The organism is Curtobacterium poinsettiae (assembly GCF_047226435.1).
Classification (GTDB): domain Bacteria; phylum Actinomycetota; class Actinomycetes; order Actinomycetales; family Microbacteriaceae; genus Curtobacterium; species Curtobacterium poinsettiae.
On the sequence record NZ_CP178434.1, the window covers coordinates 1,610,413 to 1,635,762 of the forward strand.

Consider the following 25,350-nt stretch of genomic DNA (forward strand, 5'->3'; position numbering starts at 1 on the left):
CACTGGACCGATCCGCCGCCGGCCGCGCCGTCGGCGGCGTCGCGGTGCTCAGCCGACCTGGTGCCCGGCGACCGCCCGTGCCGTCGACCCCCGCTGCAGCAGGCGCGTCGGCAGGACCTCGTGGCGGTCACCGCGTCGCCCGCGCAGCCGTTCGACGACGAGCTCCACCGCCCGTGCGCCCATCCGGACCCGCGGCTGGTCGACGCTCGTCAGGTCGAGCCGTTCGCCGAGACCGGTGCCGTCGAACCCGGTCACCGCCGCCATCCGGGGGAGCGCGAGTCCCGCGCCGTCGGCGATCGCCACGAGCCGCGCCGCGGTCGCGTCGTTCGTCGCGACGAACGCCGTCACCCCGTCGCCCAGGTGCCGGGCGATCCGCGCCGGGTCCGCCGCCAGGGCCTCGACGTCGTCGACACGGTGGTCACCGGGTCGGCCGAGCTGCGCCGAGACCGTGGCGTGCGCGACGGCGCGACGGGTCGTCGAGGGGTGGTCCGACTCCGCCACGAAACACGTGCGCCGGTGCCCGAGTGCGGCGAGGTGGTGCACCAGGTGGCGCATGCCCGATTCCTCGTCGGCGCGCACGGTGTCGAGTCCGAGTCCGGCGAGACCCGACCCGCTCGAGCCGAGGACCGCGACCGGCAGGTCGCGCGCGACCGCAGCGAGCCGTGCCGGGGCGACCCGGCTGCTCAGGACCGCGACCCCGAGGACGCCTCCGGCCGACCCGCGGGAGGCGTGCAGGGCCTCCAGGCCGTCGGCCAGCCGGGCGGGGTCACGGAACCCGTCCACGACGCGGAGCGCGAACCCCAGGGTCTCGGCTGTCGCGCGTGCGCTCCGGAGCGCTTCGTCGTGGAACGGGTTCGCGGCTTCGGTGACCAGCACGCCGAGCACGAGCGGCGCGCCCTGCGCGCGTCGCCGGGCGAGCGTGCCGACCGGGAGGCCCAGCTCGTCCGCCGTCCGCACCGCGAGTTCCCGACGTGGTCGCGACACACCGTCGTCGCCCCGCAGGGCGAGTGACACGAGCGATCGCGAGACAGCGCAGCGCTCGGCGACGTCGCGGAGGGTGGCGGCCACGGTCAGGCGAGCTTCCAGGTGTGGACGTGCTCCCAGGTCATCGTCTGCCACCAGCGGCCGGACCAGTCCGGGCTCGCGGTGCGGTAGAGCACGACGGTGTCGCCGCGGAACCCGGTCGGCACGTCGACGTCGAGTTCGTGGATGTACGCGCCCACCTCGTCGTGCAGGTCCGGGCGGACGTACAGGTCGTGCGAGGCGAGCGAGAGGTGCGCGCGGTAGTGCTCCGGGTCGTAGTCGTTCGACGGCGGGACCTGCATCGGCTGCCGGAACGGAGCGACCGCGGCATCGATGTCGGCGGCGAGCCGGACGAAGTCGTCGTTGTGGGAGCCGTCGGGCCGCGTCGCGACGTCGTAGACGAACCCGATGCCCTGCTCGCGGACACCGGCGTTGTGGACGTCGAACGCCGGGCGAGAGCCGAGCAGTGCCGTGACGGCCGCGATGACCTGGTCCTCGTTGCTGCCGAACGGCTGGCTGCCGACGAGCGTGGCGTGCGGCGGGAAGGCGCCGGCGGACACCAGGCCGTACTGCGCGCGGAGCTGGTCGGTGACGACCGTGACGGCGCGGCAGGTGCGGGCGTCCGGGCGCAGGTAGATGCCGTGGCGGTAGGGGTCGCTCGGGTCGCGCGGCAGTTTGGCGGTGACGTTCTGGGGCATGGGTCCGTCCGGGGTCGGTCGATGGGGAACGTTCCCGATCGTCGGGAACGTTCCCCATGATCGACCGGAGCGGCCCGGATCTCACCCGTCGGCCCGTGACGGGACGGTGAACGATCGGTGTCGGCGACGCCGGGTCAGACGCGTGCGGCGGTCCGGCCCGGCACCAGGGTGCCGTCGACGGCGTTGTGGGCGACGCCCGTCGAACGGCCGTCGATCTGGTCGACCACGTCGTCGACGGACAGGCGGCCGATCAAGCCGAGCGGCTGTCGCCACGAGGTGATGCCGAGCAGCTCGGTGGCGAGCGGCGCGACCCCGTCGTAGCCCGTGACCGACAGGTCGTCTGGTGCACGGAGACCACGGCGGCGCATCGACTCGAGCACACCGACGGCCCAGCGGTCGCTCGGTGCCATGACCGCCGTCACGCCGCCGGCGCCGAGGACCTGCTCGAGGAACGAGTCGAGGTCCTCGGGGTCCGCGCCGTGGTCCTCGGAGCGGATCCGGAGCACCTCGGCGCCGCGCGCACGGAGCCGGCGCACCATCGCGTCGGTGCGGGCCGACTGCGTCAGGGACCCGGACGGTGTGACCGTCAGCACGGCGACGCGACGGTGCCCCAGGTCGGCGACGTGGTCGGCGAGGCCGCGACCGCCGCCGCGCTCGTCGCAGTAGGCGCTGCTCACCGCCGGGTCCGTCTCGGGGCGTCCGGAGACCACCGTCGGGATGCGTCGGGCGAACGGCAGGACGTCGTCGATGGGCAACGCGCCGCTGCAGACGATGAGCCCCTCGACGCGCAGGGACACCAGGGTCTCGAGCGCCCGGCGTTCCTCGCTGACCGGGAACGACCCCGCGCCGGTGGCGGTGACGACGCGGTACCCGCGCGCGGCGGCCTGCAGCTGGAACGCGGTGAGCAGGTGCCCGTAGAACGGGGTCGAGGCATCACGGACGAACGCCCCGAGCGTGTGCGTGCGGTGTGCCGACATGCCGCGGGCGTTCGCGTTCGCCACGTAGCCCAGGTCGAGTGCCGCCCGCTTGACGCGTTCGGTCGTCGACGGCGCCACCCCGTACGAGCCCGCGAGGGCACGGGAGACGACCGACTTCGACACTCCGGCCAGGGCTGCGACGTCGTGGATGGTCGGGACTGCCGGGTGTCCGGTCACCGCGGGCACCGTCGTTCAGAGGACTGCACGAGTGTCACGGTAGCCGGACGGACGCCCGGAGCGGGCGACGGTGGTGGTGAACAGTTGGTCACGCCGACCGCCCGGGGGAGTCCGAGCGGTCGGCGTGGGTGGCCGGTGGTGGCGGCCGGTGGCGGTGGCGGTGTCGGGTCAGCGGTGCGTCGCCGGTCGACGGACCGTCAGGCGGTACTCCTTCTTCGTGGTGCCGTCCTGCGCGGTGACCGTGATGCGTGCGGTCCGGCCGGAGACGTGCACGGTGGCGACCGCGTTCGGGTTCGTCGTGTGCACGTGGACGTCGGCGGCCCGGAGCGTCCGGACCGGCGCCGTCACCGTCGCACCCTGCGACGAGGCGGCGGCGGGCAGGTGGACGCGCACGCCCGCGACCGTGATCGAGGAGACGGTGGCGTCGCTCGACACGAGGAACCGCTGGCGCAGTGCGGCGGCCTCGTGCCCCGTCACGCCGATGGTGTCGCGCAGGTACGCGTCCATCCCACCGAAGTCGGTGGCGATGTCCTGCTCGAAGGTGCCCTGCAGCAGCTGCGGGGTGGCCCAGGTGACCCCGAGCTGCGTGTTCGAGAGCAGGTAGTCGTGCAGGATGTCGGCGCTGTCCACGCCGAGGACCCGGTCGAGCAGGTCCACCACGGTGCCGGTTCGGTCCATGCCGTGCGAGCAGTGGATGAGCACCGTGCCGCTGGTGTGCGAGGCGAGGATCCGGAGCACACGGCGGTAGGCGGTGATCATCGACCCGGGGGTCGCCGGGTCGACGTGGCCCTTGTCGACCAGGTCGTGGTACATCGCCGTGTCGTCGCTGTAGTCGCCGTCCGCGCCGAACATCGAGATGTCGACGTGCCGCGCGCCGGGGATCGCGACGTCGGGCTTCGCGGCGATCTGGGACGACGTCCGCAGGTCGACGACGAGGTCGACGTGGTACTCGTCGGCCAGGGTCGTGGCCCCGGCTGCGGTGATCTTGTCGAGCGACTCGGAACGGATCAGCCGCGGAGCGTTCACGGTCTGACCGGACCGGCCGTGCACCGCGGCGAGCTCGCGACCGTTGACCAGTCCGGGGACGTCGGTGATCGGGTGGTCCGCGGCGGTGAACGCGGGCTGGAGTGCGGTGTCGGCGTGGGCGGCCGTGACGGAGAACGCGGCGGAGGCGACGACGGCAAGGCCGGCGAGTGCGGTCGCGGCCACACGGGCGGTGCGCGGGGAGTGGGTGAGGGGGGAGCGGTGGAGCGGGGGCACGGGGCATCCTCGATCTGATCAGGACCCGGGGGTCGCGGGGATCCGGACGCGGTGACGTCCGGATCCCCGCAGGATCGCGAGGTGGGTGGTCGGCCGAGTGGCTGCGAGGTGACCGGGGTGTGTCCGGGTCATGAGGCAGCGCTCAGTCGCCGAGACGGCCGCGGCCGGGTGCACCACCCGGTCGCAGCCGGCTCAGGACGCCGGGGCCAGCCGGTACCGGAACAGCTCGCTGAGCACCTGCTGCACGGGCGTGTAGAGCAGAACCGTCGTGCTCGTCGTGCTCGTCGTGCCCGTCGTCGAACCGCCCGAGATGATCCCGTACAGCCGGTTCGTGGCGCTGATCACCGGTCCGCCGGCGTCACCCGGCTCGATGCCCCCGCCGGCATCGGTGCGTGCGGCGGCGAGGTGCTGCGCGCCGGCACGGCTCGCTGTCGGCACCCGCGTGGCCGTCCAGGAGCAGAGCACCCCGCTCGCCGCCCCGCTGGTGCAGAAGGGATCGGCGTCGGGCTGGCCGGTGCCGTTGACGGCGGCACGTGCCGGGTCGCCGTCGACGCGGGTGAAGACACGACCGGATGCTCGCGGCGTGTACGTCGAGACGGACGGGTCGCAGGACCCGGCGGCCGCCCGGACGCGCGTGCACGCCAGGGGTGGGATGACCGCGAGCTCGACGTCGGAGTCCGCGGACTGCCAGACCACGCTGCCGACGGCCGCGCCGTCGAGCCGCACCGGCGCCTGCAGCGGCGCGCAGCGCTTCGCCAGCACGACCCACCTGGTCGCCCGCTGGTACGCGGTGACCTGGCTCCGGAAGCCCTTGGCGGTCAGGACCGCCCCGACCGTGCAGGTGCTGCCGGGGACCCCGACCTGGGTGCCGGCGATGATCGGTGCCGCGGTGCGGTCCGGGTCGCTCGTGGCAGCCGAGGCCGGTGCGGTGCCGGCGAGGGCGATGCCGACGGCGGCCGCGACGGACAGGGCGACGGCCAGGGTGCGGACGCGCACCGCTTGCGTGTGACGGAACACGGTTCAGCCGAGCCGGCGGGTGCCGTTGACGCGTCCGATCACGGACAGGGTGTCCGGGTCGGCGAGGCGGGCGTGCCAGTGCAGCGTCGTCGTGCCGCGCGGCAGGTCGGGGAACGCCGCGGTGAAGCGGTAGTGCCCGCTGGCGCTGACCATGTCGTCCCCGCTCGTGACCTCGGCGATGTGCTTGCTGAACAGGCCGCGGGGCTTGCCCGGTGCGTCGTAGTAGACGATGACCAGGGTGCCGGGCTTGCCGGCGCCGGCGAAGGTGGTGCCGGTGAAGCTCGTCCGGTCTGGTCCGCCGTGGGTCTTCAGGGTGAACGCCACGGCTGCAGACCGGGTCGGGGCGTGGGCGGTGTGCGTGGTGTGCGGGATCGTGGCGGCCCCGGCCTGCGCGGGGACCAGGGCGCCGGCGGCGAGTGCTCCGCCGAGGGCGACGCCGGCGATGAGCGCGGTCAGCCGCCGGGACGCCGGCTTGCGGGCGGTGGACGGGGTGGGACGCATGGGGACTCCTCGGTTCGGCTCGGGTCGACTCGGTGTGCGTGAACGCTAACAACGGGCCAGACGATCGTCTAGCGAATGCCGGAAGCTGAGTGGATCAGAGGCAAACCGTCCGGACGGCGTGCTCCCCTCGTGCTGTCAGACGTTCGTATGATGACCCGAGACCCGAACGAGGAGTGCGATGAACCAGCGGCAGCAGGCGAAGACCCGGACCCGCGAGCAGATCATCGAGGCCGCGGCGGCGGTGTTCGCGAGCCACGGCTACGCGGGGACGTCGTTCGCCCGGGTGGCCGCCGCCATGGACCGCCCGAAGTCGGCGATCGGCTACCACGTCTTCTCGTCCAAGCACGAGCTCGCCTTCGCGGTCATCGAGCGGCAGCAGGCCCGCTGGGCGGTGATCGACTCGCTGATCACGCAACCCGAGGGCCTCGAGCACCTGCTCGTCATGCTGACGTCCGCCTGTTCCGATGCCATCCGGTGTCCGGTGGCTGCCGGGGCCATCCGTCTGAGTCACGAACTCCGCGGTGCGGGAGAGGTGATCCCGCGGGTCTTCACGTGGGACGACTACGTCCGTCGGCACCTGTCGGCTTCGAGCGGGGGTGTCGGCCCCGCCACCGATCCCGAGTGGGCTCGTGCGGCGGACCTCGTGCTGACGTCGACCTTCGGGGTGATGTGGGCCCGGACGAGTGCACGACTGACCCGTGACACCGAGGGGCAGCTCCGGGACCTGTGGGCGGCACTGTTCACCGGGCTCGGACTGCCCGGCGTGCACGGCTTGCTCGAACAGGTGGAGCCCGTGCGGGTCGGCGGACACCCGGCCACCCCGGGGGACTGACCCCGCAGGGCTCGCCCCTCCCGAGGGGCCCCGGCGGACTGCTGGTCCACCGGGGCGCCGGGCCTACTTCTTCTGCTCGCTGCCGTCCGGGTTGACGACGTACCAGACGCCCTTGTCGCCCTGTCCCGTCACGTCGCCGGCCTTCTTGTCCCCGACGAAGGTGTAGATCGGGCGCCCGTCGATCGTGATCTGCCGCCCGCCGTCCACGCCCTTGATGGTGCCGACCGTCCCGGTGATGCCCGACACCTTCGGCTTCGTGGTCGACGCTTCGATCGCCGGCCACGCCGCCGCGCACGCACCGGTGCACGTGCTCGTGCCGGAGTCCTTGACGTCGGCGTCGAAGTAGTAGGCGGTCATGCCCTTGCCGTCGACGACGACCTTGCCGAGTGTCGTCGAAGCGACGGTCGCGTCGACCGAGGGGGACGAGTCGGTCGTCGCGGGCGCGTCGCCCTGTGCGGCGGGGGACGGCGAGGGCGACGGTGCCGCGGAGCCGGCCGTGGAGCAGCCGGCGAGTCCGAGGCTCAGGGCCAGTGCGGCACCGAGGAGGACGGAGACGGATCGGGATGACGGTGTGCGGTGGGGTGTCGACACGGGGGCTCCTCGTGGTCAGGTCTCGCCGCTGACTGCTGGCCAGACGTTCGTCTAGCGAACGTAACCGCAGTACCGAGCGGCGGCCAGCACCCTGCGCGGCCTCTCATCCGGTGGGCCGCGGATCGTGGGAGCGGCGGTCCGTGTGCTCGACCACGTGGACGCCGTCGACACGCCCGATGACGTCCAGCGACTCCGGGTCGATCAGTCGGGCGCTCCAGGACGCCTGATCGGCGTCACGGGGCAACTCCGGCAGGACCGCGGTGAAGGCGAACCGGCCGGTCCGACCCACCGCGCTGCTGCCCGGCGCGATCTCCGCGACGCGATCGTCCCCGGTGCCGTCCCGCGGTTCGCCGTAGTGGATGACCACGACGGCGCCGGGGGTGCCCCTCCCGGCGAAGCGCACGCTCACGACTCCGCCGGTACCGACCGTCCGTGGTGGGCGGATCGCGAACCGGTGCGCGCCGCTCGTCGAGGGCGGTGCGCCGAGTGCGGCACCGAGCGCTCCCGATGCCCCGAGGCCGAGTGTCTCGGTACCCGTCGTGGTCGGTGGCGGCGCCGGCAGGGCGAGCGCGACGGCGAGCGCGGCGATCCCCGCGGCGAGGACGATCGGTGACACCCGGACCCGGTCGGTGCTGCGCGACATGGTCGGCCCCTTCGTGGACGGCGTGTGGCGGAAGTCGCCACGCCACACGCTACCGCTTGGCCAGACGATCGTCTGTTCGCCCGCGTCCGCGCCCGCGCCCGCGCCCCACCAGGACGCGCCACCGCCGCTGTTCCGAGATGACGACGGCGACGCACAGGACCGTGACGGCGACCGCGACCGCAGCCGGCCAGACGACCCAGGACGCGGCGATGGCTCCGACCAGGTGCGCGAGGACCGACGCGATCGTCCCCACTCCCGGTGCCGCGACGGGTGGGTCGCCGCCGGGGCGGTCACCCGGCGTCCCGAAGACCGCCGGCGGCACGACGAGGAGCAGGACGGCGGCGATCGCGAGCACCGGCGAACGGGGCCAGAGCGCCCAGGGCACGGCCACCCATGCGACGAGCTCCGCCGTGAACCGCAGGCCGCCACGGAGCGGGTCGTGACCGACGGGCCTCGACGCGCGCGCCGCCGTGGTGACGGTCACCGTGTCGTCGCGGCACGGAACCCGCGATCCAGGAAGTCGACCATCCACGCAGCACTCGCATCGACGTCCGTGTCCATCTGGAACCCGCCGGACGTCTCGATCGTGGCGAACCCGTGCAGGACGCTGCGGAGCACCCGGAGTGCGTGGACCTCGTCGGCGGGGTCGAGCGGGTGGTCGCGGAGCGCCGCGGCGAAGGACGCCAGGGTGCGGCCGAGCGCGACGGCCAGCGGGTCCTGGGCGTCGGTCGGCCGGACGCTGACGGCTGCCTGGTACCGCGCCGGGTGCTCCCGGACGCTCCGGCGCACGGTCTGCACCGCCGCCTCGAGCGCACTCCGGCCGCTGCGCCCCTGCATGGCGTCGCGGAGTGCGTCCCCGAGCTCGTTCGCGCCGAGGATCGCGATCCTGCGCGTGAGGTCACCGAGTCCGTCGACGTGCTTGTACAGCGACGGTGCCTTCACCCCGAGGCGGTCGGCGACGACGCTCATGCTCAGTCGGGCCAGACCGATCTCGTCGGCCAGCGTCGCCGCGGTCTCGGTGACGGTCGCCGGGTCGAGCCCCGCCCTAGGCAACGGGGCCTGCGACGGGCAAGGTGCGGGCGAGGAACGGCAGCAGCAGGGCGAGGAGTGCAGTCGGCGTCTCGGTGTGGGGGTAGTGGCCGGCGCCGTCGATGACGGCGAGCTCCCCGAGGCCGTCGGGCAGGTCGGCGAGGACGCGCTCGCCCTCGGCGCGGGGGTCGGCCCAGTCCGGATCGGCGCTGCCCTCGACGACGAGCACGGGGCACCGGACGGCACCCAGCTGCTCGCCGGCGTCGGCGGGCGACGTGCGGGTCATGGCGCGGAGGACCGCCAGCCGCTCCGGTTGCCGCAGGGTCGTCTCGATGCGGCCGCGCTCGGTCGCCCAGTCGGCGGGCTTGGCGGGGATCGCGATGTCCAGGTACGCGAGCCAGCCGGGCAGGCTGCCGCTCGTCATCACGCGTGCGAGCTGGACGGTGCCGGCGCGGTGTCGGCGGTTGCGCAGGAGCCCACCGAGGTCGACGGACTGCTTGCGCGTGAACGGTGCCAGCTCGACGATGCCGGCGACCAGGTCGGGTGCGGTGGCCGCGGCGATCGTCGCTGCGCCGCCGCTGATCGACTGCCCGACGACCACGGCCGGGCCGCCGAGGTGCCGGGTGACGGCGACCAGGTCGCGTGCGATGTCGGAGCGCTCGTACCCGGACCACCCGGTGCTCGAGTCGCCGCAACCCCGCAGGTCGACGTTCGCGACCCGGTCGCCGGCCGCGACGAGCTCCGGCACGACGAAGCGGTAGGAGTGGCGGCTGTCGCCCATCCCGTGGGCGAGGACCACGAGCGGCCCTGAGCCGGAGAGGTCGTAGGCGATCGTGCCGCCCTCGGTGTCCAGGTGTTCGAGCATGACGTGGCTCCTTCGGCTACGGGTAGTAACTCAAAGGCTAATACGCGTAGCCGGAAAGTCAAGGACTGCTCTGGTCCGCGCTCCGGGTGCTGCCATCATGGCCGGGTGCACCATGACGAGGACCACCCCCGACCGGACGTCACGACCGTCGAGATCATCGGCGGCCCAGAACCGGTCACCGTGACCCTGCACCCCGCCGACAGCGGGTGGGCTGCGGTCTTCGCGGACCACCGGCGACGCATCCTGGAGGCCCTGCCCGGCTCCGGCGCGGACGCTGCGGTCGTCGAGCACATCGGCTCCACGGCCGTCCCCGGCCTGGCGGCGAAACCCATCGTCGACATCGTGGTCGTCGTCGCCGACATCACCGCCGAGGCGACCTACCTCGACCAGCTCCTCGCGGCCGGGTACGAGCTCCGCGTGCGCGAACCCGGCCACCGCCTGGTCCGGACACCGGCTCGCGACGTGCACGTGCACGTCTACGAGCAGGGCGCGACGGCGGTCGAGGAGTACCTGCTCCTCCGCGACCACCTGCGCGTCGACGCCGACGACCGCGCGCTGTACGAGCGCACCAAGCGGGAGCTGCTCGGCCGGAGCTGGGACGACATGAACGCCTACGCCGACGCGAAGACGGCCGTCATCACGGCGATCAAGGAGCGGGCGCGCCGGAGCCGCGCGTCCTGAGACGCGCGGCTCCGGTTCCCGCTGCCCGGTCTCAGCTCGTCGGGACGACGTCCCAGTGCTCGCGGATCAGGTTGCCGTCCACCCGGAACAGGTCGGCTGCGCCGAACGGTGCGTCGGCCTTCGCCCCGACCTGCTTCGAGAACGTCCACACCAGGTCGCCGTCGGCCAGCGAGATGACGGACTCCTGCTTCGGCAGACCCTGCGCGGCACTGCCGGCGAAGAACTGCTTGAGCGCGGCGGTGCCGTTCGCGGCGACCGAGTTGTGCTGCAGGTACGCCGGGTCGAACTTCTCGTCCAGCACGGACACGTCGTGGTCGCGGAACAGCCGGTTGTACGCGGTCACCGCGAGCACCCGGTTGTGCTCCTCCTGCCGCTCGGTCAGGTGGTGGTCACGCTTGGCGGCCGGGTACAGGTCGCTGAACATGCTGTTCGTGTTGCCGCTGGCCGGCGTGCCCGTCGGGACCGTCTGCCGGAGCGCCCACCACTCGCTGATGCGGCCGTTGCGCATGCGGAACAGGTCGACGGCGGCGTCACCGGTGCGTTCGTCCTTCGGCTTCGCGGTGATCTGCCAGTGCACGGCCACCAGGTCGGCGTCACCGGCGATGTGCTTGATCACGGCGTGGGCACCGGGGACCCGGGCGCGGTCGGCGGTGAACTCGGCGAGCAGTGCAGCCGGACCCGAGGCGCTCTTCGCACCGTGGGCGACGGCACCCGATGCCACGGCGGTCCGGGCGGCAGCGCGTGCCGTCGCCGAGGCGGGGGAGCGGAAGGCGCACCGGAACAGGTGCCGGACGGTGGCCTCGTTGCGCTGCTCGGCGCGACGGTCGAGCCGCGAGACGGCCGTGCCGCCCTCGGTGGTCCGCGCCGCGCGGGACACCGTGTGGTGCGCGGAGGTCGTGGTGGTGGAGGTGTGGAGGGGTGCCGCCACGGCCGGGCCGGCCACGAGCGACACGGCGATGGCGACCGGAGCTGCCACCGCACACGCCTTGGCGATGATGGGGAGAAGTGATGTCGTCTGCACGGCAGAACGATGGAACCGGTCCCTGGGGGCCGCCGCGCGCCCTGGAGCCGTCGCGTGCTGCGACCGTGACCGACTTCTCAGGCGCGGTGCGGGCCTCCCGGGTGGTCTGCGAACACCCTGCCAGGGTGACCCGCTCCCGCTGGTGATCGACGAGCCGGACCTGTGCGACGGCTCACGCGCACTGTCAGCCGATCCCTACGCTCCGGGTTCGTCGATGGCCAGACGGAGCTCGGCGAGGACGGGCAGCGCGGCGCGCAGCGCGTCGACCCCGTCCGGGCCCAGGCGTTCGAGCGCGCCGACCAGGACGTGCTCGGCCGAGGCGTCGTAGACCCGGAGCCGCTCGGACGCGAGCTCGGTCAGGGCGATCTCGGTGCTGCGGCCGTCGCCGGTGGCGAGCCGCCGGTGGACGAGCCCGCCGCGCTCCATCGCGGTGACGAGGTTGCTGACCGTGGAGCGGGCGAGGCCGAGGGACCGGCCGAGCGCCGTCGGCGTGAGCCACCCGGCCTCGTCGAGGCGTCGCAGCACCTCGATCTGGGCGTCGGGCAGTTCCGGCAGCGCACCGTCACGGCGTGACGCGTTCAGCAGGGTGCGGCGGAACGGGCCGACCTGGTCGCTGAGCCGCCGAGCGATGTCCCGGAGTCCTGCGGTGTCGTGCTCGCTGCCCATGTCCTCAGCTTAGGTCCTCGAAAAAGGTTTGCAACAAAACTATGTTTGGCGCAGGATGGGTGCATGACGATCACCACCTCAGTCGCACAGCCCGTCCCGTCGCAGGACCTCTCCGGCATCGTCGGACACCGGTTCATCTACACGTACGCCAACGGCTGGCAGTACGAGATGTACGTCAAGAACGCCACCACCATCGACTACCGCATCCACTCCGGCATGGTCGGCGGGCGCTGGGTCAAGGACCAGCAGGTCGACCTCGTGGTGCTCACCGCCGGCGTCTACAAGGTGTCGTGGAACGAGCCGACCGGCACGAGCGTCGTCGTGACCGTGGTGCCGGGGGAGCGCGTGCTGCACGGCACGATCTTCTTCCCGCACTGGGTCGAGGAGGACGGCAGCAAGACCGTGCTGTTCCAGAACGACCACCTGGACCGGATGCGCGAGTACCGCGACGCCGGCCCCACCTACCCGATCTACGTCGTCCCCGAGTTCGCCCACATCACCCTGTTCGAGTTCGTCGGCCAGGACGACGAGACCGTCGTCGACACCGCGCCCGCCGACCTGCCGGCCGGGTTCGCCGACCGGAGCAACTGAGCGTGACTGCAGAACGTCCGCTGGAGCGTGCCCTGACGAGCATCCGGCTCGAGCACCGGGGCGGGGCGCTCCGGGGGTGGGAGTACCACCCGGCGCCCGCGGCTGCCGGCGGCTCGGTGCTGTTCGTGCACGGGTTCGGTGACTCGTCGATCGGTCCGCGCCAGCTCTTCGTGCAGGCCGCGACCGCCCTGACCGACAGCGGTCTGACGGTCCGCTCCTACGACCGTCTCGGGCACGGCACGAGCGACGGACGCTTCGCGGACATCTCGATCGGCGACGAGGTCGAGCAGGTCGTCACGATGATCCGGGCGTTCTCGGCCGACCAGGGGGCACCGATCCACGTCGTCGCCCACAGCCTGGGCGCCGTCGAGTCGGCGATGGCGGCGGCGAGGGTCCCCGACCTGGTGCGGAGCCTGACCCTGTGGTCGCCGGCCGGGGTCGTGGTCGACGACATCGCCGTGCACGACACCATCCAGGGGCAGCCGCTCGCGCCCGTCCGCGACCGCGGCTGGTTCGACTTCGCTGGGACCGCCCTCGGGCGCGGGTTCGTCGACGAGGTCCGGGACGGACTCGACGTCTACGCCCAGGCGCGCGGGTACGACGGGCCGGTCGACGTGCTGCACGGTACCGCCGACGAGATCGTCCCGGTCGAGTACGGTCGGCGCTACGGCGAACTGCTCAGCGGGGCGACGTTCACCGCGGTCGAGGGTGCGGACCACGTCTGGTCGTCGGTCCCGTGGCGCGAGCAGCTCGTCGACCGCCTGCTCGAGCGCGTCAGGGAGCGGTCCGGGCGATGAGGTCCTGCACCCGCGCACGCACGTCGTCGCGGATCGGCCGGACGGCGTCGAGGTCGAGCCCTGCGGGGTCCGGGAGCTCCCAGTCCTCGTAGCGCTTGCCGGGGAACACCGGGCAGGCGTCCCCGCAGCCCATCGTGATGACGACGTCGGCGGCACGGACGGCGTCGGTGCGGAGCAGGGCGGGCTGCTCGCCCCGGATGTCGATGCCCTCCTCGAGCATCGCCTCGACGACCACGGGGTTGAGCTGGTCGGCCGGTTCGGAGCCGGCGCTCCGGACGTCGACGCGGTCACCGGCCAGGTGCTGCAGGAAGCCGGCGGCCATCTGGGAACGGCCGGCGTTGTGGACGCAGACGAACAGGACGGTGGGCATGCGGGGTGCTCCGATCAGAGGACGACGGCGCCGAGCAGGCCGGCTCCGATGACGACGGCCCACGGGGGAGCGGACCAGCGGGTGAGGGCGGTGAAGGCAGCCACGGCGAGCGCCAGTGCGGGTGCCGAGCGGACCCCCTCGGTGATGACCGGGTCCCAGAGCGCTGCGGCGAGGAGCCCGACGACCCCCGCGTTCACTCCGGCGAGCACGCGTCGGGCCCACGGCAGGGCGCGGAGCACGTGCCAGAACGGCAGTGCGCCGATGACCAGGAGCGCGGCGGGCAGGAAGATCGCGACGAGTGCGACGGTTGCGCCGAGGACCCCGCCGGGGCTGCCGTGGGCGACGGCGCCGAGGTACGCGGCGAAGGTGAACAGCGGCCCGGGTACGGCCTGTGCGGCGCCGTACCCGGCCAGGAAGTCGGCGTGCCCCACCAGGTGTGTGGCCACGGTCTGCGACTCGAGCAGCGGCAGGACGACGTGGCCGCCGCCGAAGACGAGCGAGCCCGCCTGCGCGAAGACCCCGAACAGGCGCACGGCACCGGTGCCGTTCGCGGCGATCGGGGCCGCGACGAGCAGGGCGGCGAACGCGACGAGCGCCGACACCGCGACCCAGCGGGGGAGCCGGACGGCGCCGCCCGTGTCGGTGGCGCCTGCATCCACGCCCACGGCGACGACGCCGCGGAGCCACACGGCGCCGACCACACCGCACACCGCGATCACCGCGACCTGCGGCCCCGGGCCGGGGACGAGCAGCACCACGATCGCGGCTGCGGCAGCGACGGTCGCCCGTCGGCGGTCCGGCGTGAGCGAGCGCGCCATGCCGAGCACCGCCTGCGCCACCACCGCGGCTGCGGCGGCCTGCAGCCCGAGCAGCCACCCGGCGCCGGCCATGTCGGGCGTGCCGGACACGAGCAGGGCGAACGCGACGAGCAGCACCGCGGACGGCAGCGTGAACCCGCACCAGGCGGCGAGGAGTCCGAGCAGCCCGGCGCGCTGCAGGCCGAGTGCCATCCCGACCTGGCTCGACGCCGGCCCGGGCAGGAACTGGCAGAGCGCGACGAGGTCGGCGTAGGCGTCGTCGCCCAGCCACCGCCGACGCACCACGAAGGTTTCTCGGAAGTACCCGAGGTGCGCGACCGGCCCGCCGAACGAGGTCAGCCCGAGCCGCAGGAACACCAGGAACACCGAGGCCGCGGACGACCGCAGGGGCTCGGGGCTCGTCGTCACCCGCTCATCTTGACGACGGCAGATGGTTCAGTCAACATTGAACTGATGAACATGCGGCAGCAGGACCTCGAGCAGCGCGCGGCGCAGCACGCGGCCCTCGGTGACGTCGCACGCCTGGCGGTCATCGACCTGCTCGCGGCCTCCGACGCCAGCCCGAGCGAGGTCCGGGCCGCCCTCGGCCTGTCCGGCCCGCTCCTCGCGCACCACCTGCGCGTCCTCGAGCAGGCCGGCCTGGTCACGCGGCGCCGCTCCGACGGCGACGGCCGTCGCAGCTACCTGCACCTCGAACCGAGCGGTGTCCCGCACGGGGCGGCGGCGGTGCCGGGCCCGGTGTCGCGCGTGCTGTTCGTCTGCACCGGCAACTCCGCGCGCTCCCCGCTGGCCGCGGGCGTCTGGGCACAGGTCAGCGAGATCGGTTCCCTGTCCGGCGGGACGCGTCCCGCCCCCGCCATCGTCCCCGGCGCGGTCGCCGTCGGTGCGCGCCACGGCCTCGACCTCGGCGACCACGTCCCGCGGTCCTTCCACGACGTCGTCGCCGACGGCGACCTGGTCGTCACGGTCTGCGACCGTGCGCACGAGTCGATCGACGACGGTGACAGCCTGCACTGGTCACTGCCGAACCCCTCGCGCACCGGCACGCCGGACGCGTACGAGGCCACCTACGCGGACCTCCGGTCCCGCGCCACGGCGCTCGCTGCGCGCCTCGCCGCCTGACGCGGCCCCACGAACGGAACGCCCCGATGAGATCCCCCCTCCTCATCGGGGCGTTCTCCCTGTGCCGTGGTCGGCACGCACCGCCGGGCGGGAGGCTCGGGGCGGGCCTGCACCGTGCCTCCCGTCCGTCCCGTGGCGGCCCCACGGCCGAGCGCGTCGCCGCGGGGACCGCGCGCTCCGGGACGGTGCGTTCAGGGACCGCAGTGATCCGCGACGAGCCCGAGGACCTGCTCGGTGTGGCGTTCCGCCGTCGCGAGTCGGGCGTGCTCGATCGCGGCGTCGGTGTGCGGTCGCAGCAGGTCCCGGTCCGAGGCGAGTTCGATGATCGTCGTGGCGAGCCCGAACGCGGTCTCGTCGTCCGTCAGGACGGCGGCGGATCCGAACTCGCTCGCCAGACGGATGTCGGAGACGATGACCGGACGGTGGTCGCGGAACGCCTCGAGCGCGGTCATCGGCTGGCCGTCGTGCTCGAGCGAGCAGATGACCGCTGCGTGCCCGCAGAGCAGCAGGTCGTGGACGCCCTGCAGGGACAGGCGGCCGTGCACGCGCACCGACACCGGCGTGCGCGTCGGAGGGACGGTCCCGCCGGCGACGTCGACCCGGACCGCGTGCGCCCCCAACCGGATCTCGACCAGCCGGATCGCGTTGAACAGCACGTCGAGGCGCTTGTCCGGCGTGAACCGCGACGCCCAGACGAGCCGGAGCGGGCCGAGCTCCGGCGGTGGCGGCGGTGTCACCGTGCGGTTCCCGATGGCGTTGGGCACGACGTGCACCTCGTCCAGGCCGGCGGCACGCAGGACTCCCGCCTGTCGGGTGGTCGAGGTGACGACGACGTCGGCGGCCGCGGAGACGGCGACGGCCATCCTGCGGCGCGCGTCCTCCATGGGGTGGCCGCCGACGCGGTGCCGGCCGGTCCGGAGCCCGGTCACGACGCGGTGGGCACGACGTGCCAGGGGCGCGAACGCCGCGGCGGTCCGCCCGCGGATCGGAGCGGAACCGTGCACGGTGTGGATCGTCGGCAGCCCGAGCGAGCGCGCCGTGGTCAGGGCTGCGGCGGCGAGACCGAAGTCCGAGTGGGTGACGACGAGACCGATCCGTTCCTCGAGCATCACCGTGCCGAGGTGCCGACGCACCCGCACCGAGTTGCGGACCACCGGCAGGTCCGCCCCCGGGACGCTGATCGACGGCTCGACCTCGAGCAGGCGCACACCGGACTTCCGCAGGTCGGCGGTGTCGCTCGTCGGGGGAGTCGCCACCCAGACGACGTGTCCGGACGCGGCGAACGCCTTCGCCTGCTGGACCAGGGCGGCTCGTTCGCCGCGCATCGCCGACAGCGGGAAGTCGCTCACGAGCAGGACGGTGACCTTCGCAGCTGCCACGTCAGCTGCCGGGCCCGATCAGGGGTGTGGTCTGACGAGGGGTGCGCATGCGGTCTCTCACGGTTCGTGGCAGGACGGGGTGTTCGGAACCGTAGGGGTTCAGAAGACGATCGTCTAGTGAACTCGCCCACCGGCTGAGCGCCCCTTCACGACACCCCGGGCGGACGTCCAGCCGCCGGTGCGCCACCGGATTCGGACCAGACGGCGTCCTCGCACCGTCGCGGCGACTACCGTCGGGAACGGCCGGCCCCGATCGCGGGGCAGCCACCGGCCAGGGGACGACGGGGGACACCATGCAGCAGCGCACCACCACCACGCTCGCGACGCTCACCGCGACGATCGCGCTGGCGGTGACGCTCAGCGGGTGCACGGTGACGACGTCGACTTCGACCGCTTCGTCCTCGCGGACCGTCACGCCGGAGGCCTTCGAACAGGTCGTCGTCGACGCGCTGGCGGACATCTCGGACGCGACGCCCGAGGTCGACTGCGGCGAGGACGACATCGCGATCGAGGACGGCGCCGAGGTGCACTGCGACGTGAACACCGCGGGCTACGACGTGGTCTACGACTCGGTGTCCACCATCAGCACCGACGGGGGCGACGAATACCACGTGGACGTGGAAGTGGCCGACCAGCCCAAGGGCTGACCGGCCACGGCAGGGTGTCCGGCGACTAGCGGTCGGACGCCTCGACGACGCAGCTCTCGACCTGCTGGGCGGCCTCGGAGTCGTCGGCGAACGGCGTCGGCGCGTCCGAGGTGGTGGTCGACTCGTCGGCGACGGCCTGCTTCGCGACGTCGTTCACGGCGTACAGCGGACCGTCGAAGCCGTCGGCCGTGGGGTCGGCGGTGGTCGCCCAGACGGTGATCTCGTCGTCGTTCGAGTCGTTGCTGTCCGCCGGGACGATCGCCGCACCGAGGTACCAGCCGCCGTCGCCCTCCTGGACGTTCGCGAACTCGGTGGTGTCGTGCGACCCGACCGCCTCGTCGATCATGTCGACGGTGGCACTCGCGGCAACATCGCACTGCGCCGACTGGGACTTCTGCTCGGAGCCGGGCACCTTGCCGACGGGGTCGATGTTCTGCGCTCCGCCGGGGTCGCAGGCGGTGAGCAGCAGGGCTACGGTGGCGGCGCCGAACAGCGCCGTGACGGTCTTCGCTCGCGTGGACATGGGCCAGAACGTAGGCCGCTCGCGGTGGGCGACGGTTCAGGGGGAGCGTCCCCCGACACCGGTCACCCGGCACCGACCGGCCGGGCGCCGCGTACCCCGTTCTGTCCGCGAAGATGTGTGCGTGGCCCGACGGCGGCCTACCGTGGCACCGGATCAGGGAACCGTCACCGCGGCGGATGCTCCTCTTCACCAGGGAGCAACGTTGAAGTACGTGAACTACGCGGGCACCGTCCGTGTCCTGACGAGCGACTCGATCGCCGAAGCGGTGATCCGCTACGCGGCCGCGCTGCACCAGAGCCGACTGAGCGACGTCGTGTCGATCCCCACCGCCGACGACTTCGGGGTGGCGAGCACCGTCGAGGTGTTGCTGGCCCCGGGTGTCCCGGTCGCGGTGGAGCCCGCACCCGACGACGACCTCGAACCCGAGGGCGAAGCGTTCCTGCTCGAGGTCGCGCGCCGCACCGAAGCGGTGCTCGCCGTGGACACGAGCGCCGAGCCGCCGGACTTCGGGCGCTAGTCCAGCGGTCCACCTCCCCGCGCCCGCAGGCCCTGCTAGGCCACGGGCCCCTCGGTCAGGTCCGACCGGGTGTCCGCGTGGATCACCTCGTCGTGCTCGAACGTCAGTGCGGCGGCACGCAACCGCTCGACGAAGTCCGCGTCCTCGCGCTCGAGCTCGTCCTCGTCGGCATCGGCGACGACGAGCTGGCTCGACGGGCCGATGAGCACCTTGGTGGTCGTCATGGTGCCGTCCGCCGCCACCGAGGGGATCGCGACGGTGTCCGCCCGGTTGCCGCCGGCCAGGGCCGCGGCGTACTCGATCACGGCATCGGCCACGTCGTCGCTCGTCAGGATCGTCGAGCGGTCGTACTGGATCTGCTTCATGTGGCGACCTCCTGGAGCACAGCAAACAGTGCCCTCGCTGGTCGCCGTCCAGGAACCCGGCGCGTCGCTCGTTGCGCGGACGCCGAGATCTCGGGAGGATCGTCACGTGCCCGAGACGATGCACCGCCTGCTGCGGGAGATCCAGACCGTCGAGCCGTCGGTCGCGGCCGAGGCCCTGGCTCGGACGCACACCACGCACGACCTGTCGGTCGAGCCGACGGACGCCGAGTTCGTCTTCGAGGAACGGATCCGCGGGACGTCGCTGCTGTCGCTCGAGTCCACCCGCTGCACGGGCGACCTGCGCGGAGCGATCGAGCCGGGCAGCGAGATGATGATCGTCTGGATGAAGTCGGGCGTCGCGCAGCTCGACGGCGAGCCGGTGCAGATCGGCCGCCCGATGCTGTTCCGGCAGGGCCCGCAGCGCTTCCGGTGGATCGACTGCAACAAGGACGTCCTGCGCATCGACCGCGCGATCGTCGAGCAGGTCGCAGCGGAGCGTGGGGACTGGGCCCCGGGCCCGCTCGAGTTCCGTCCGCGGCACGTCCCCGAGGGCGCACCGCTGGCGGCCTGGTGGCTGATGGTCCGGTCCGTCGCCCAGGAGGTCCTGGCCGGACCGGAGACCGTGCCGGTCGAGCGTGAGCGGGAACTCGCCCGCTTCGCGGCCGGTGGCCTGCTCACCGCCATCCCGCACTGGCCCGTCGGCCAGCACGAACCGGTCGTGGCCGCCACGGCCCGGTTCGCCCGAGCCGAGACGTTCCTGCTCGAGCACGCCACCGAACCGATCAGCGTCGACGACGTCGCCGAGGCCGCCGGCCTGAGCGTGCGCGGCGTGCAGGCGGCGTTCCAGCGCCACCACGGCATCACCCCGACGATGTACCTGCGTCGGATCCGGCTGCTGCTCGCGCGCGAACAGCTCGAGTCCGGAGACGGCCGGAGCGTCGCCGAGATCGCCCGTGCCACCGGGTTCGCCCACCTGGGCCGGTTCGCGGGGAGCTACCGCGAGGAGTTCGGCGAGCTGCCCCGGCAGACGGCGTCCACCGCCCGCGACGGCGCACGCGCGTAGCCGAGCCGGCGCGTGGCCGCCGAGCGGCGCGGCCCCGCAAGAATCCCGCAACCGCCCGTCGTCCGGCCGGTCGCCGACGGTCGTCGTCCTACGGTGGCGCTGCACGGACACGCAGCCACGACGACTGGAGACCCCATGGCCGGCTCAGCAGCACCACCCGTCCCGACCTCGGCACCCGCTCCGGCGGTTGCTGCCCCGTCGACGTTCGGTCGGCGGCTCCTCGAGGATGCCGCACACGCCAGGGAGCACCTGCTCTTCACCGCCGTGCTCGGGTCGGCGCTGCTGCCGCGGATCGTGCGGCGGCTCCTGCTGCTCGTCGCCGGGGCCCGCGCGGAGTCCGGTGTGGGCGCCGGGTTCTCGCTGACGGGCGATCCCAGGCACCTGACGATCGGCCGGGGCGTGTTCTGCAACCGGAACGTCACCGTCGAGGCCGTGGCACCCGTGACGATCGGTGCGAACACCGCGATCGGCATGCAGGTGCTCATCATGACGAGCCACCACGACATCGACGCCGACGGCCGGTGGAACGACGTCCCGACGGGCCGCCCGGTCCTCATCGAGGAGCACGTCTGGATCGGCGGTCGGGCCACCATCCTGCCGGGGGCCCACATCGAGCACGACGTGGTGGTCGCAGCCGGCGCCGTGGTGGTCGGCCGCCTGGCGGCGCACGGCGTCTACGCCGGCGTCCCCGCCAAGCGGATCCGTGCGCTCGCCCCGTCCGCGCGGCCGCCGGTGGTGGACCCGGCCGGCTGACGGACAGGAGGCCCGTGGCGGCGCCGCCTGGCGCCTCCAGGCCGGTGTCGGTGCCGGTCCGGACACGCCGGCGTCACGTCGAGACGCCGGCGTGTCGTCGAGACGCCGCCCCGTCGTCGAGACGCCGCCGTTTCGTCGAGACGCCGCCCCGTCGTCGAGACGCCGCCCCAAACGGAGGCGTCTCGACGACCCGGCGGCGCCGAACGACGACGCCGGCGTCGTTAAACCGCTCAGCGGCGCGACGAGGTGAGCGGCACCGAGCCCACCCGAGCGGGGATCGGCCACCGAGGCACCCAGCAGCGCACCTGCTCGGCGTACCGGCGGAAGTCGTCGCCGAACCGCTCGTCGAGGTCGGCTTCCTCGAGTGGTCGGACGATGCAGTTCCACACGACGGAACCCGCGACCGCGTAGACGACGACCAGCCACGACGACAGCAGCAGGCCGACGGCGACGCCCTGGGTGATGCCGGCCAGGGCCATCGGGTTCCGCACCGAACGGTACGGCCCCGCGACGACCAGGCGGTTCGCCGTCGCCGAGGGCAGCGGGGTGCCGCCGCCCTTCGTCGACATGGCCGCCGCCGACGCGATGCCGAGTGCGCTCGCCAGCAGGAGCACGACCACCCCGAGGACGGTCGAGGCGCTCACCAGGGGAACGGGCGGGTCCGGGTGCAGGCCCCATCGGTGCTCCGCGAACGCGATGACCAGGGGGAACACCCCGAGGAACAGACCCCAGAACACGACGATCTGCAGCACGGTCGCGGCGACGTGCCGGGACCGCGGGGCGTCGGCGTCGGCGGTGCGGATCCGCAGCGGGCCGCTCGTCACCCACTCGGTCGGGATCCGTCCGAGCAGTACGAGACCGAGCGCGAGCACCGAGCCGATCGTGGCCGCGAGCATGATCAGCACGCCCCAGCCGGCCTCGCCGGTGGCCGTTGCCCAGACGGCGAGCGCGCAGAGCACCACGGCGGTCCATCCCGTCGTGACGACCGCGGCGGCCCGGACACCGGCGGCGGCGAGGGCCGAGGCCACGACGAACAACGGGACGTCGAGGACGGCGACGAGCACCGGGTCGAGCGAACCGAGCGTGGTGGTCCGGACCCACGGCAGCGTGGCGACGGCGATCCACCAGGCCGCTCCGCCGACGGCTTGCAGCGCGTAGTACCGCCGGCCCCAGGACATGGGTGCACGGTAGCAGCGCCCGGCGGCGGCGACGACGGGGGAGTGGCGTCGGGGCCGGGCCGTGCGTGCCGTCGCCGGGCGCCGGCTCAGCCGGTGTGGTTGATCTGTCCGAGCCAGCGGCCGAAGGACGGGGTGCGCTCGTCGTGCAGCTTCGGCAGGACGGTCGTCTGCAGGCAGGTCCGCTCGTCGATGACGATCCGGGTGCCGGTGCTCTCGTGGAGGTCGACGCTCATGGTGGGCTCCTTCGTGGTCAGTGGAGAGTTCGACACCGCGCGGGGTCGTTCCATTCCCATCTGACCCGGCCCGCACTGCGCAGTCGTCCAGGACCGACGGGTTGTCTCGACCGCATGAGCGAGCACGACGACGAGCAGACCCGGGCCGACTTCGATGACGCGGTGAACATGACCGCCACCGAGCTGCGGAAGTGGCTCGACACCGACGAGTCGAAGTCCGTCGGGCAGAAGCCCTCCGGCGGCAGCGAGTCGACCGGGCACGAGAGCGGTCGGCACATCATCCGCATCCTCCAGAAGCACAAGGCCGACCGCACCGACGACGACCTGGCGCACATGCGGAAGGTCGTCGGCTACGTCGCCCGGCACGCGGAGCAGCGCCCCGACGGCGACGTGCACGACACCCCGTGGCGGTACTCGCTCATGAACTGGGGACACGACCCGGAGAAGCACTGACGGCATCGGGCAGAATGGGTGACGTGAACGAGACGGGCATGCCGCGCTTCCGACGGATCTGGTCGACCGTGCAGGTCGGTGTCCTCGCGATCGCCGTCGTGTTCTGCGTCGTGATGCTCGTGATCGGGCAGGGCAAGCTCGACCGGGTGTACGCGGTCGCCGCGGTGTTCTTCGGACTCGCCCTGGTCGGGCACAGCACCTACCTGTGGCTCGTCGCCCGGGCGAACCGTCGTCCCTGACACGCTCCTGCCGCGGCGCGACTCCGGCTAGGCGTTCTGGTGGACCCGCAGCCAGTCGACGGTCATCTGCTGCGGGAACTGCGTCGAGTCGTCGGGCGAGCCGGGCCACGTGCCGCCGACCGCGACGTTGAGGATGACGAAGAACGGCTTGTCGAAGACCCACGGGTTCGACCCCACGTCGTCGCGGGTGAGGGTCCGGTACGCGACACCGTCGACCGTCCAGGTGATCGAACCGGGGCGCCAGTCGACCCCGTACACGTGGAAGTCGTCGGCGAACGCTGCGCCGGACGGAGCCGTGTACGACGCCGAGATGCCCTGGGCACCGGAGTACCCGGGCCCGTGCACCGTGCCGTGCACGATCCCCGGCTCGTACCCGACGTTCTCCATGACGTCGATCTCCCCGCACGCGGGCCAGCCGACCTGCCCGATGTCGGCGCCGAGCATCCAGAACGCCGGCCAGATGCCCTGCCCCCGAGGGATCCGGATCCGCGCCTCGATGCGGCCGTACTGCGCGGTGGAGGTGCCTTCGGACTTCAGCCGGGCCGAGGTGTACGAGCCGTCGGCTTCGCGCTGTGCGGTGATGACGAGGTTGCCCGCGCCGTCGAGCGCCGCGTTCCGCCGCGAGTCCGTGTAGGTCTCCAGTTCGGCGTTTCCCCAGCCGCCGGCACCCAGGTCGTACCGCCAGACCGCCGGGTTCGGTGCACTGCCGGCCGGGCCGTCGAACTCGTCGGCGGCGAGCAGGACGGGTTCGGCAGTCGGGGCCGCAGCCCCGGTCGCCGCCTGCGCCGACCCGTCCGCGCCGATCGCCGAGACGCCGAGCGCGGTGGCGGCAGCGCCTGCGAGTCCGAGCGACACGAAGCGCCGTCGATCGATGTGCTGGTCCAAGTCGTGCTCCCTGCAGCGCGGCGGTGGTGTGGTCGTCGGATCATGCACCATCGGGGCGCGTCTGACCAGGGTCTGACCGTGTTCGGTCCACACCGCGCACACCGCGGCCGGCGCTGACGGACCCGTCAGCCGAAGCGCAGTGCCAGCGGCACGAGCAACCCGGCGACCCAGACGAGCACCATCACGAGGGCGCCGATCGCGATGAACCGTCGGCGGCGCCGCAGCTTCGGGCTCCGCTCCTCGCCCCACATCTGCGCACGCACGAGCACCCGGTTCGCCTGCTCGACGACCTTCCGCACCTCGGGGTCGTCGACGTCGAGGGCACCGGAGCGGGCGTGTTCGGCGATGACCGCGGCTTCGTCGACGGTCAGGTCGTCCTTGCGCATGCTCCATCTTCGCACCGTGCTCAGGGGTACGGCCCGGCTGTGCGGGAACGGACCGACGACGGGTACCAAGGACGCATGGGACATCGGTACCGCGGGAAGATCGTCGTCATCACCGGAGCATCGAGCGGCATCGGGAGGGCCGCCGCACACGAGTTCGCCCGGCAGGGCGCCACACTCGTGCTCGCCGCGCGCGGGCACGACTCGCTCGAGGCCGCTGCCGCCGAGTGCCGGAAGCTCGGCGCCGAGGCGATCGCGATCCCGACGGACGTCGCCGACGAGCGCCAGGTCAAGGACCTCATCGGCACCGTCACGACGCGCTTCGGTCGCATCGACGTCTTCGTCGGCAACGCGGCGCTGTTCGTCTACGGCCTGTTCGAGCAGACCCCCACCGAGGCGTTCAAGCGCGTCGTCGACACGAACCTCTACGGGCACCTCAACGCCATCACGCACCTGCTGCCGCACTGGAAGCAGCGCGGGAAGGGCACCTACTTGCTGGTCGGCTCGATCCAGTCGCTGCTGTCCGCCCCGTACCAGTCGGCGTACGTGACGAGCAAGCACGCGGCGCTCGGCCTGGTCGACGTGCTCGGCGACGAGTTCGCGGGCACCGGCATCAGGTTCACCGCCCTGCTGCCGTCCACGATCGACACCCCGATCTACCAGAACGGCGCCAACTACACCGGCAAGAACTCGCACCCGCTGCCGCCCACCGTCTCGGTCGAGCGTGCCGGCCGTGCCGTGGTGCACGCCGCCACGCACCCCAAGCGCTACCGCTTCGTCGGGCGACTGCAGGCATCGCTCGTGCCGCTGCAGTACGTGTTCCCGGGCCTGTTCCACAAGATCACGAAGCCGATGGTGGAGACGTTCGCGCTCCGCGGCAAGGGCGCCCCGACCGACGGCAACCTCTACGCCCCCGCCGACGCCGCGAACGCGACGGACGGCGGCTGGGTCGCGAAGCGACGGCGCGTCACGCGCCCGGTGCTGTGGGCCGGAGCGCTCGTGGCGATCGCGGCCGTCGCCCTGGGCCGACGCCGCTGACGGACTGGAGGCCCG

The 25,350-nt window shown here is 72.9% G+C and carries 34 protein-coding genes; 12 read left to right on the plus strand and 22 right to left on the minus strand.

Going from position 1 to position 25,350, the window contains the following annotated elements; translation table 11 throughout:
• Nucleotides 1-48: 48 nt before the first annotated feature.
• From ACL00U_RS07620 to ACL00U_RS07645, 6 genes are all read right to left on the minus strand, one after another.
• Nucleotides 49-1,068: a LacI family DNA-binding transcriptional regulator gene (locus ACL00U_RS07620; protein ID WP_412874015.1), complete on the minus strand. Its 1,020-nt coding sequence runs from the start codon at nucleotides 1,066-1,068 to the stop codon at nucleotides 49-51.
• Nucleotides 1,069-1,070: 2 nt separating this feature from the next.
• Nucleotides 1,071-1,721: a 2'-5' RNA ligase family protein gene (locus tag ACL00U_RS07625; RefSeq protein WP_307359357.1), complete on the minus strand. Its 651-nt coding sequence runs from the start codon at nucleotides 1,719-1,721 to the stop codon at nucleotides 1,071-1,073.
• 134 nt (nucleotides 1,722-1,855) lie between these two features.
• Nucleotides 1,856-2,875, minus strand: a complete 1,020-nt coding sequence (locus ACL00U_RS07630; RefSeq protein WP_017885682.1) for a LacI family DNA-binding transcriptional regulator — start codon at nucleotides 2,873-2,875, stop codon at nucleotides 1,856-1,858.
• A gap of 168 nt (nucleotides 2,876-3,043) precedes the next feature.
• Nucleotides 3,044-4,135: a tyrosine-protein phosphatase gene (locus ACL00U_RS07635; RefSeq protein WP_194590561.1), complete on the minus strand. Its 1,092-nt coding sequence runs from the start codon at nucleotides 4,133-4,135 to the stop codon at nucleotides 3,044-3,046.
• Nucleotides 4,136-4,327: 192 nt separating this feature from the next.
• The gene (locus ACL00U_RS07640) at nucleotides 4,328-5,131 is read right to left on the minus strand and encodes a trypsin-like serine protease (RefSeq protein WP_412874016.1); all 804 of its coding nucleotides are present in this window, start codon (nucleotides 5,129-5,131) and stop codon (nucleotides 4,328-4,330) included.
• A gap of 24 nt (nucleotides 5,132-5,155) precedes the next feature.
• Nucleotides 5,156-5,653 (minus strand): hypothetical protein, encoded by a 498-nt coding sequence (locus ACL00U_RS07645; protein WP_017885679.1) that lies wholly within the window; start codon nucleotides 5,651-5,653, stop codon nucleotides 5,156-5,158.
• Nucleotides 5,654-5,831: 178 nt separating this feature from the next.
• Here ACL00U_RS07645 and ACL00U_RS07650 point away from each other — a divergent pair, with 178 nt between their 5' ends.
• Nucleotides 5,832-6,485, plus strand: coding sequence for a helix-turn-helix domain-containing protein (locus tag ACL00U_RS07650; protein WP_017885678.1), 654 nt, complete (start codon nucleotides 5,832-5,834; stop codon nucleotides 6,483-6,485).
• A gap of 63 nt (nucleotides 6,486-6,548) precedes the next feature.
• Here ACL00U_RS07650 and ACL00U_RS07655 read toward each other — a convergent pair whose 3' ends face one another.
• The 5 genes from ACL00U_RS07655 to ACL00U_RS07675 form a co-directional block, all read right to left on the minus strand.
• The gene (locus tag ACL00U_RS07655; RefSeq protein WP_017885677.1) at nucleotides 6,549-7,076 is read right to left on the minus strand and encodes a hypothetical protein; all 528 of its coding nucleotides are present in this window, start codon (nucleotides 7,074-7,076) and stop codon (nucleotides 6,549-6,551) included.
• A 103-nt stretch (nucleotides 7,077-7,179) separates the two neighbouring features.
• Nucleotides 7,180-7,719, minus strand: coding sequence for a hypothetical protein (locus tag ACL00U_RS07660; protein ID WP_139179683.1), 540 nt, complete (start codon nucleotides 7,717-7,719; stop codon nucleotides 7,180-7,182).
• A 49-nt stretch (nucleotides 7,720-7,768) separates the two neighbouring features.
• Nucleotides 7,769-8,203: a hypothetical protein gene (locus ACL00U_RS07665; RefSeq protein WP_017885675.1), complete on the minus strand. Its 435-nt coding sequence runs from the start codon at nucleotides 8,201-8,203 to the stop codon at nucleotides 7,769-7,771.
• Nucleotides 8,200-8,772: a TetR/AcrR family transcriptional regulator gene (locus tag ACL00U_RS07670; protein ID WP_017885674.1), complete on the minus strand. Its 573-nt coding sequence runs from the start codon at nucleotides 8,770-8,772 to the stop codon at nucleotides 8,200-8,202. Before ACL00U_RS07670 ends, ACL00U_RS07665 begins: the two co-directional genes overlap by 4 nt.
• Nucleotides 8,765-9,613: an alpha/beta fold hydrolase gene (locus ACL00U_RS07675; protein WP_412874017.1), complete on the minus strand. Its 849-nt coding sequence runs from the start codon at nucleotides 9,611-9,613 to the stop codon at nucleotides 8,765-8,767. Before ACL00U_RS07675 ends, ACL00U_RS07670 begins: the two co-directional genes overlap by 8 nt.
• A 105-nt stretch (nucleotides 9,614-9,718) precedes the next feature.
• Between ACL00U_RS07675 and ACL00U_RS07680 the strand changes: the two genes are divergently transcribed.
• Complete coding sequence (locus ACL00U_RS07680; protein WP_017885672.1) at nucleotides 9,719-10,294, plus strand: GrpB family protein; 576 nt, start codon at nucleotides 9,719-9,721, stop codon at nucleotides 10,292-10,294.
• A 31-nt stretch (nucleotides 10,295-10,325) separates the two neighbouring features.
• Here ACL00U_RS07680 and ACL00U_RS07685 read toward each other — a convergent pair whose 3' ends face one another.
• Together ACL00U_RS07685 and ACL00U_RS07690 are read right to left on the minus strand one after the other, a co-directional pair.
• On the minus strand, nucleotides 10,326-11,270 hold the full coding sequence (locus ACL00U_RS07685) for a nuclear transport factor 2 family protein (RefSeq protein WP_017885671.1): 945 nt from the start codon (nucleotides 11,268-11,270) through the stop codon (nucleotides 10,326-10,328).
• 240 nt (nucleotides 11,271-11,510) lie between these two features.
• Complete coding sequence (locus ACL00U_RS07690; RefSeq protein ID WP_017885670.1) at nucleotides 11,511-11,981, minus strand: MarR family winged helix-turn-helix transcriptional regulator; 471 nt, start codon at nucleotides 11,979-11,981, stop codon at nucleotides 11,511-11,513.
• A 63-nt stretch (nucleotides 11,982-12,044) separates the two neighbouring features.
• Here ACL00U_RS07690 and ACL00U_RS07695 point away from each other — a divergent pair, with 63 nt between their 5' ends.
• Together ACL00U_RS07695 and ACL00U_RS07700 are read left to right on the plus strand one after the other, a co-directional pair.
• Nucleotides 12,045-12,572, plus strand: a complete 528-nt coding sequence (locus ACL00U_RS07695; protein WP_017885669.1) for a phenolic acid decarboxylase — start codon at nucleotides 12,045-12,047, stop codon at nucleotides 12,570-12,572.
• 2 nt (nucleotides 12,573-12,574) lie between these two features.
• On the plus strand, nucleotides 12,575-13,369 hold the full coding sequence (locus tag ACL00U_RS07700; RefSeq protein ID WP_017885668.1) for an alpha/beta hydrolase: 795 nt from the start codon (nucleotides 12,575-12,577) through the stop codon (nucleotides 13,367-13,369).
• Here ACL00U_RS07700 and ACL00U_RS07705 read toward each other — a convergent pair.
• Entirely contained in the window at nucleotides 13,347-13,739 is a 393-nt protein-coding gene (locus ACL00U_RS07705) for an arsenate reductase ArsC (protein WP_017885667.1), read from the minus strand. The genes ACL00U_RS07700 and ACL00U_RS07705 overlap by 23 nt on opposite strands.
• 14 nt (nucleotides 13,740-13,753) lie before the next feature.
• The gene (gene chrA / locus ACL00U_RS07710) at nucleotides 13,754-14,965 is read right to left on the minus strand and encodes a chromate efflux transporter (RefSeq protein ID WP_017885666.1); all 1,212 of its coding nucleotides are present in this window, start codon (nucleotides 14,963-14,965) and stop codon (nucleotides 13,754-13,756) included.
• A 45-nt stretch (nucleotides 14,966-15,010) separates the two neighbouring features.
• Here chrA and ACL00U_RS07715 point away from each other — a divergent pair, with 45 nt between their 5' ends.
• Nucleotides 15,011-15,679 carry a MarR family transcriptional regulator gene (locus ACL00U_RS07715; RefSeq protein ID WP_017885665.1) on the plus strand — a complete coding sequence of 223 codons (669 nt, stop codon included), beginning with the start codon at nucleotides 15,011-15,013 and terminating at the stop codon, nucleotides 15,677-15,679.
• Between the two features lie 191 nt (nucleotides 15,680-15,870).
• Here ACL00U_RS07715 and ACL00U_RS07720 read toward each other — a convergent pair whose 3' ends face one another.
• The gene (locus tag ACL00U_RS07720) at nucleotides 15,871-17,058 is read right to left on the minus strand and encodes a glycosyltransferase (RefSeq protein ID WP_017885664.1); all 1,188 of its coding nucleotides are present in this window, start codon (nucleotides 17,056-17,058) and stop codon (nucleotides 15,871-15,873) included.
• A 293-nt stretch (nucleotides 17,059-17,351) separates the two neighbouring features.
• Here ACL00U_RS07720 and ACL00U_RS07725 point away from each other — a divergent pair, with 293 nt between their 5' ends.
• Nucleotides 17,352-17,705 (plus strand): hypothetical protein, encoded by a 354-nt coding sequence (locus tag ACL00U_RS07725; RefSeq protein ID WP_017885663.1) that lies wholly within the window; start codon nucleotides 17,352-17,354, stop codon nucleotides 17,703-17,705.
• Between the two features lie 25 nt (nucleotides 17,706-17,730).
• Here the strand turns inward: ACL00U_RS07725 and ACL00U_RS07730 are convergent, their stop codons facing one another.
• The gene (locus tag ACL00U_RS07730) at nucleotides 17,731-18,228 is read right to left on the minus strand and encodes a hypothetical protein (protein WP_017885662.1); all 498 of its coding nucleotides are present in this window, start codon (nucleotides 18,226-18,228) and stop codon (nucleotides 17,731-17,733) included.
• Between the two features lie 202 nt (nucleotides 18,229-18,430).
• Between ACL00U_RS07730 and ACL00U_RS07735 the strand changes: the two genes are divergently transcribed.
• Nucleotides 18,431-18,745: a hypothetical protein gene (locus tag ACL00U_RS07735; RefSeq protein ID WP_152427129.1), complete on the plus strand. Its 315-nt coding sequence runs from the start codon at nucleotides 18,431-18,433 to the stop codon at nucleotides 18,743-18,745.
• Between the two features lie 35 nt (nucleotides 18,746-18,780).
• On the opposite strand, the gene ACL00U_RS07740 is transcribed toward ACL00U_RS07735, so the two are convergent.
• A complete protein-coding gene (locus ACL00U_RS07740; protein ID WP_017885660.1) occupies nucleotides 18,781-19,110 on the minus strand; it encodes a hypothetical protein in 330 nt (109 codons plus the stop codon).
• Nucleotides 19,111-19,216: 106 nt separating this feature from the next.
• On the opposite strand from ACL00U_RS07740, the gene ACL00U_RS07745 reads away from it, so the two are divergent.
• Nucleotides 19,217-20,173 carry an AraC family transcriptional regulator gene (locus ACL00U_RS07745; protein ID WP_017885659.1) on the plus strand — a complete coding sequence of 319 codons (957 nt, stop codon included), beginning with the start codon at nucleotides 19,217-19,219 and terminating at the stop codon, nucleotides 20,171-20,173.
• Nucleotides 20,174-20,308: 135 nt separating this feature from the next.
• Nucleotides 20,309-20,926: an acyltransferase gene (locus ACL00U_RS07750; RefSeq protein WP_017885658.1), complete on the plus strand. Its 618-nt coding sequence runs from the start codon at nucleotides 20,309-20,311 to the stop codon at nucleotides 20,924-20,926.
• 230 nt (nucleotides 20,927-21,156) lie between these two features.
• Here ACL00U_RS07750 and ACL00U_RS07755 read toward each other — a convergent pair whose 3' ends face one another.
• The gene (locus ACL00U_RS07755) at nucleotides 21,157-22,104 is read right to left on the minus strand and encodes a methyltransferase family protein (RefSeq protein ID WP_056068402.1); all 948 of its coding nucleotides are present in this window, start codon (nucleotides 22,102-22,104) and stop codon (nucleotides 21,157-21,159) included.
• Nucleotides 22,105-22,190: 86 nt separating this feature from the next.
• Nucleotides 22,191-22,337 (minus strand): hypothetical protein, encoded by a 147-nt coding sequence (locus ACL00U_RS07760; RefSeq protein ID WP_259495949.1) that lies wholly within the window; start codon nucleotides 22,335-22,337, stop codon nucleotides 22,191-22,193.
• Nucleotides 22,338-22,451: 114 nt separating this feature from the next.
• On the opposite strand from ACL00U_RS07760, the gene ACL00U_RS07765 reads away from it, so the two are divergent.
• Both ACL00U_RS07765 and ACL00U_RS07770 read left to right on the plus strand, forming a co-directional pair.
• Entirely contained in the window at nucleotides 22,452-22,790 is a 339-nt protein-coding gene (locus ACL00U_RS07765; protein ID WP_259495947.1) for a DUF3140 domain-containing protein, read from the plus strand.
• A gap of 23 nt (nucleotides 22,791-22,813) precedes the next feature.
• On the plus strand, nucleotides 22,814-23,029 hold the full coding sequence (locus ACL00U_RS07770; RefSeq protein WP_139179681.1) for a hypothetical protein: 216 nt from the start codon (nucleotides 22,814-22,816) through the stop codon (nucleotides 23,027-23,029).
• Between the two features lie 27 nt (nucleotides 23,030-23,056).
• Here the strand turns inward: ACL00U_RS07770 and ACL00U_RS07775 are convergent, their stop codons facing one another.
• Both ACL00U_RS07775 and ACL00U_RS07780 read right to left on the minus strand, forming a co-directional pair.
• The gene (locus tag ACL00U_RS07775) at nucleotides 23,057-23,914 is read right to left on the minus strand and encodes a family 16 glycosylhydrolase (RefSeq protein WP_412874018.1); all 858 of its coding nucleotides are present in this window, start codon (nucleotides 23,912-23,914) and stop codon (nucleotides 23,057-23,059) included.
• Nucleotides 23,915-24,039: 125 nt separating this feature from the next.
• Nucleotides 24,040-24,300 carry a hypothetical protein gene (locus tag ACL00U_RS07780; RefSeq protein WP_017885652.1) on the minus strand — a complete coding sequence of 87 codons (261 nt, stop codon included), beginning with the start codon at nucleotides 24,298-24,300 and terminating at the stop codon, nucleotides 24,040-24,042.
• A 75-nt stretch (nucleotides 24,301-24,375) separates the two neighbouring features.
• Between ACL00U_RS07780 and ACL00U_RS07785 the strand changes: the two genes are divergently transcribed.
• Nucleotides 24,376-25,335: an SDR family NAD(P)-dependent oxidoreductase gene (locus ACL00U_RS07785; RefSeq protein ID WP_412874019.1), complete on the plus strand. Its 960-nt coding sequence runs from the start codon at nucleotides 24,376-24,378 to the stop codon at nucleotides 25,333-25,335.
• The last annotated feature ends 15 nt before the right edge of the window (nucleotides 25,336-25,350 follow it).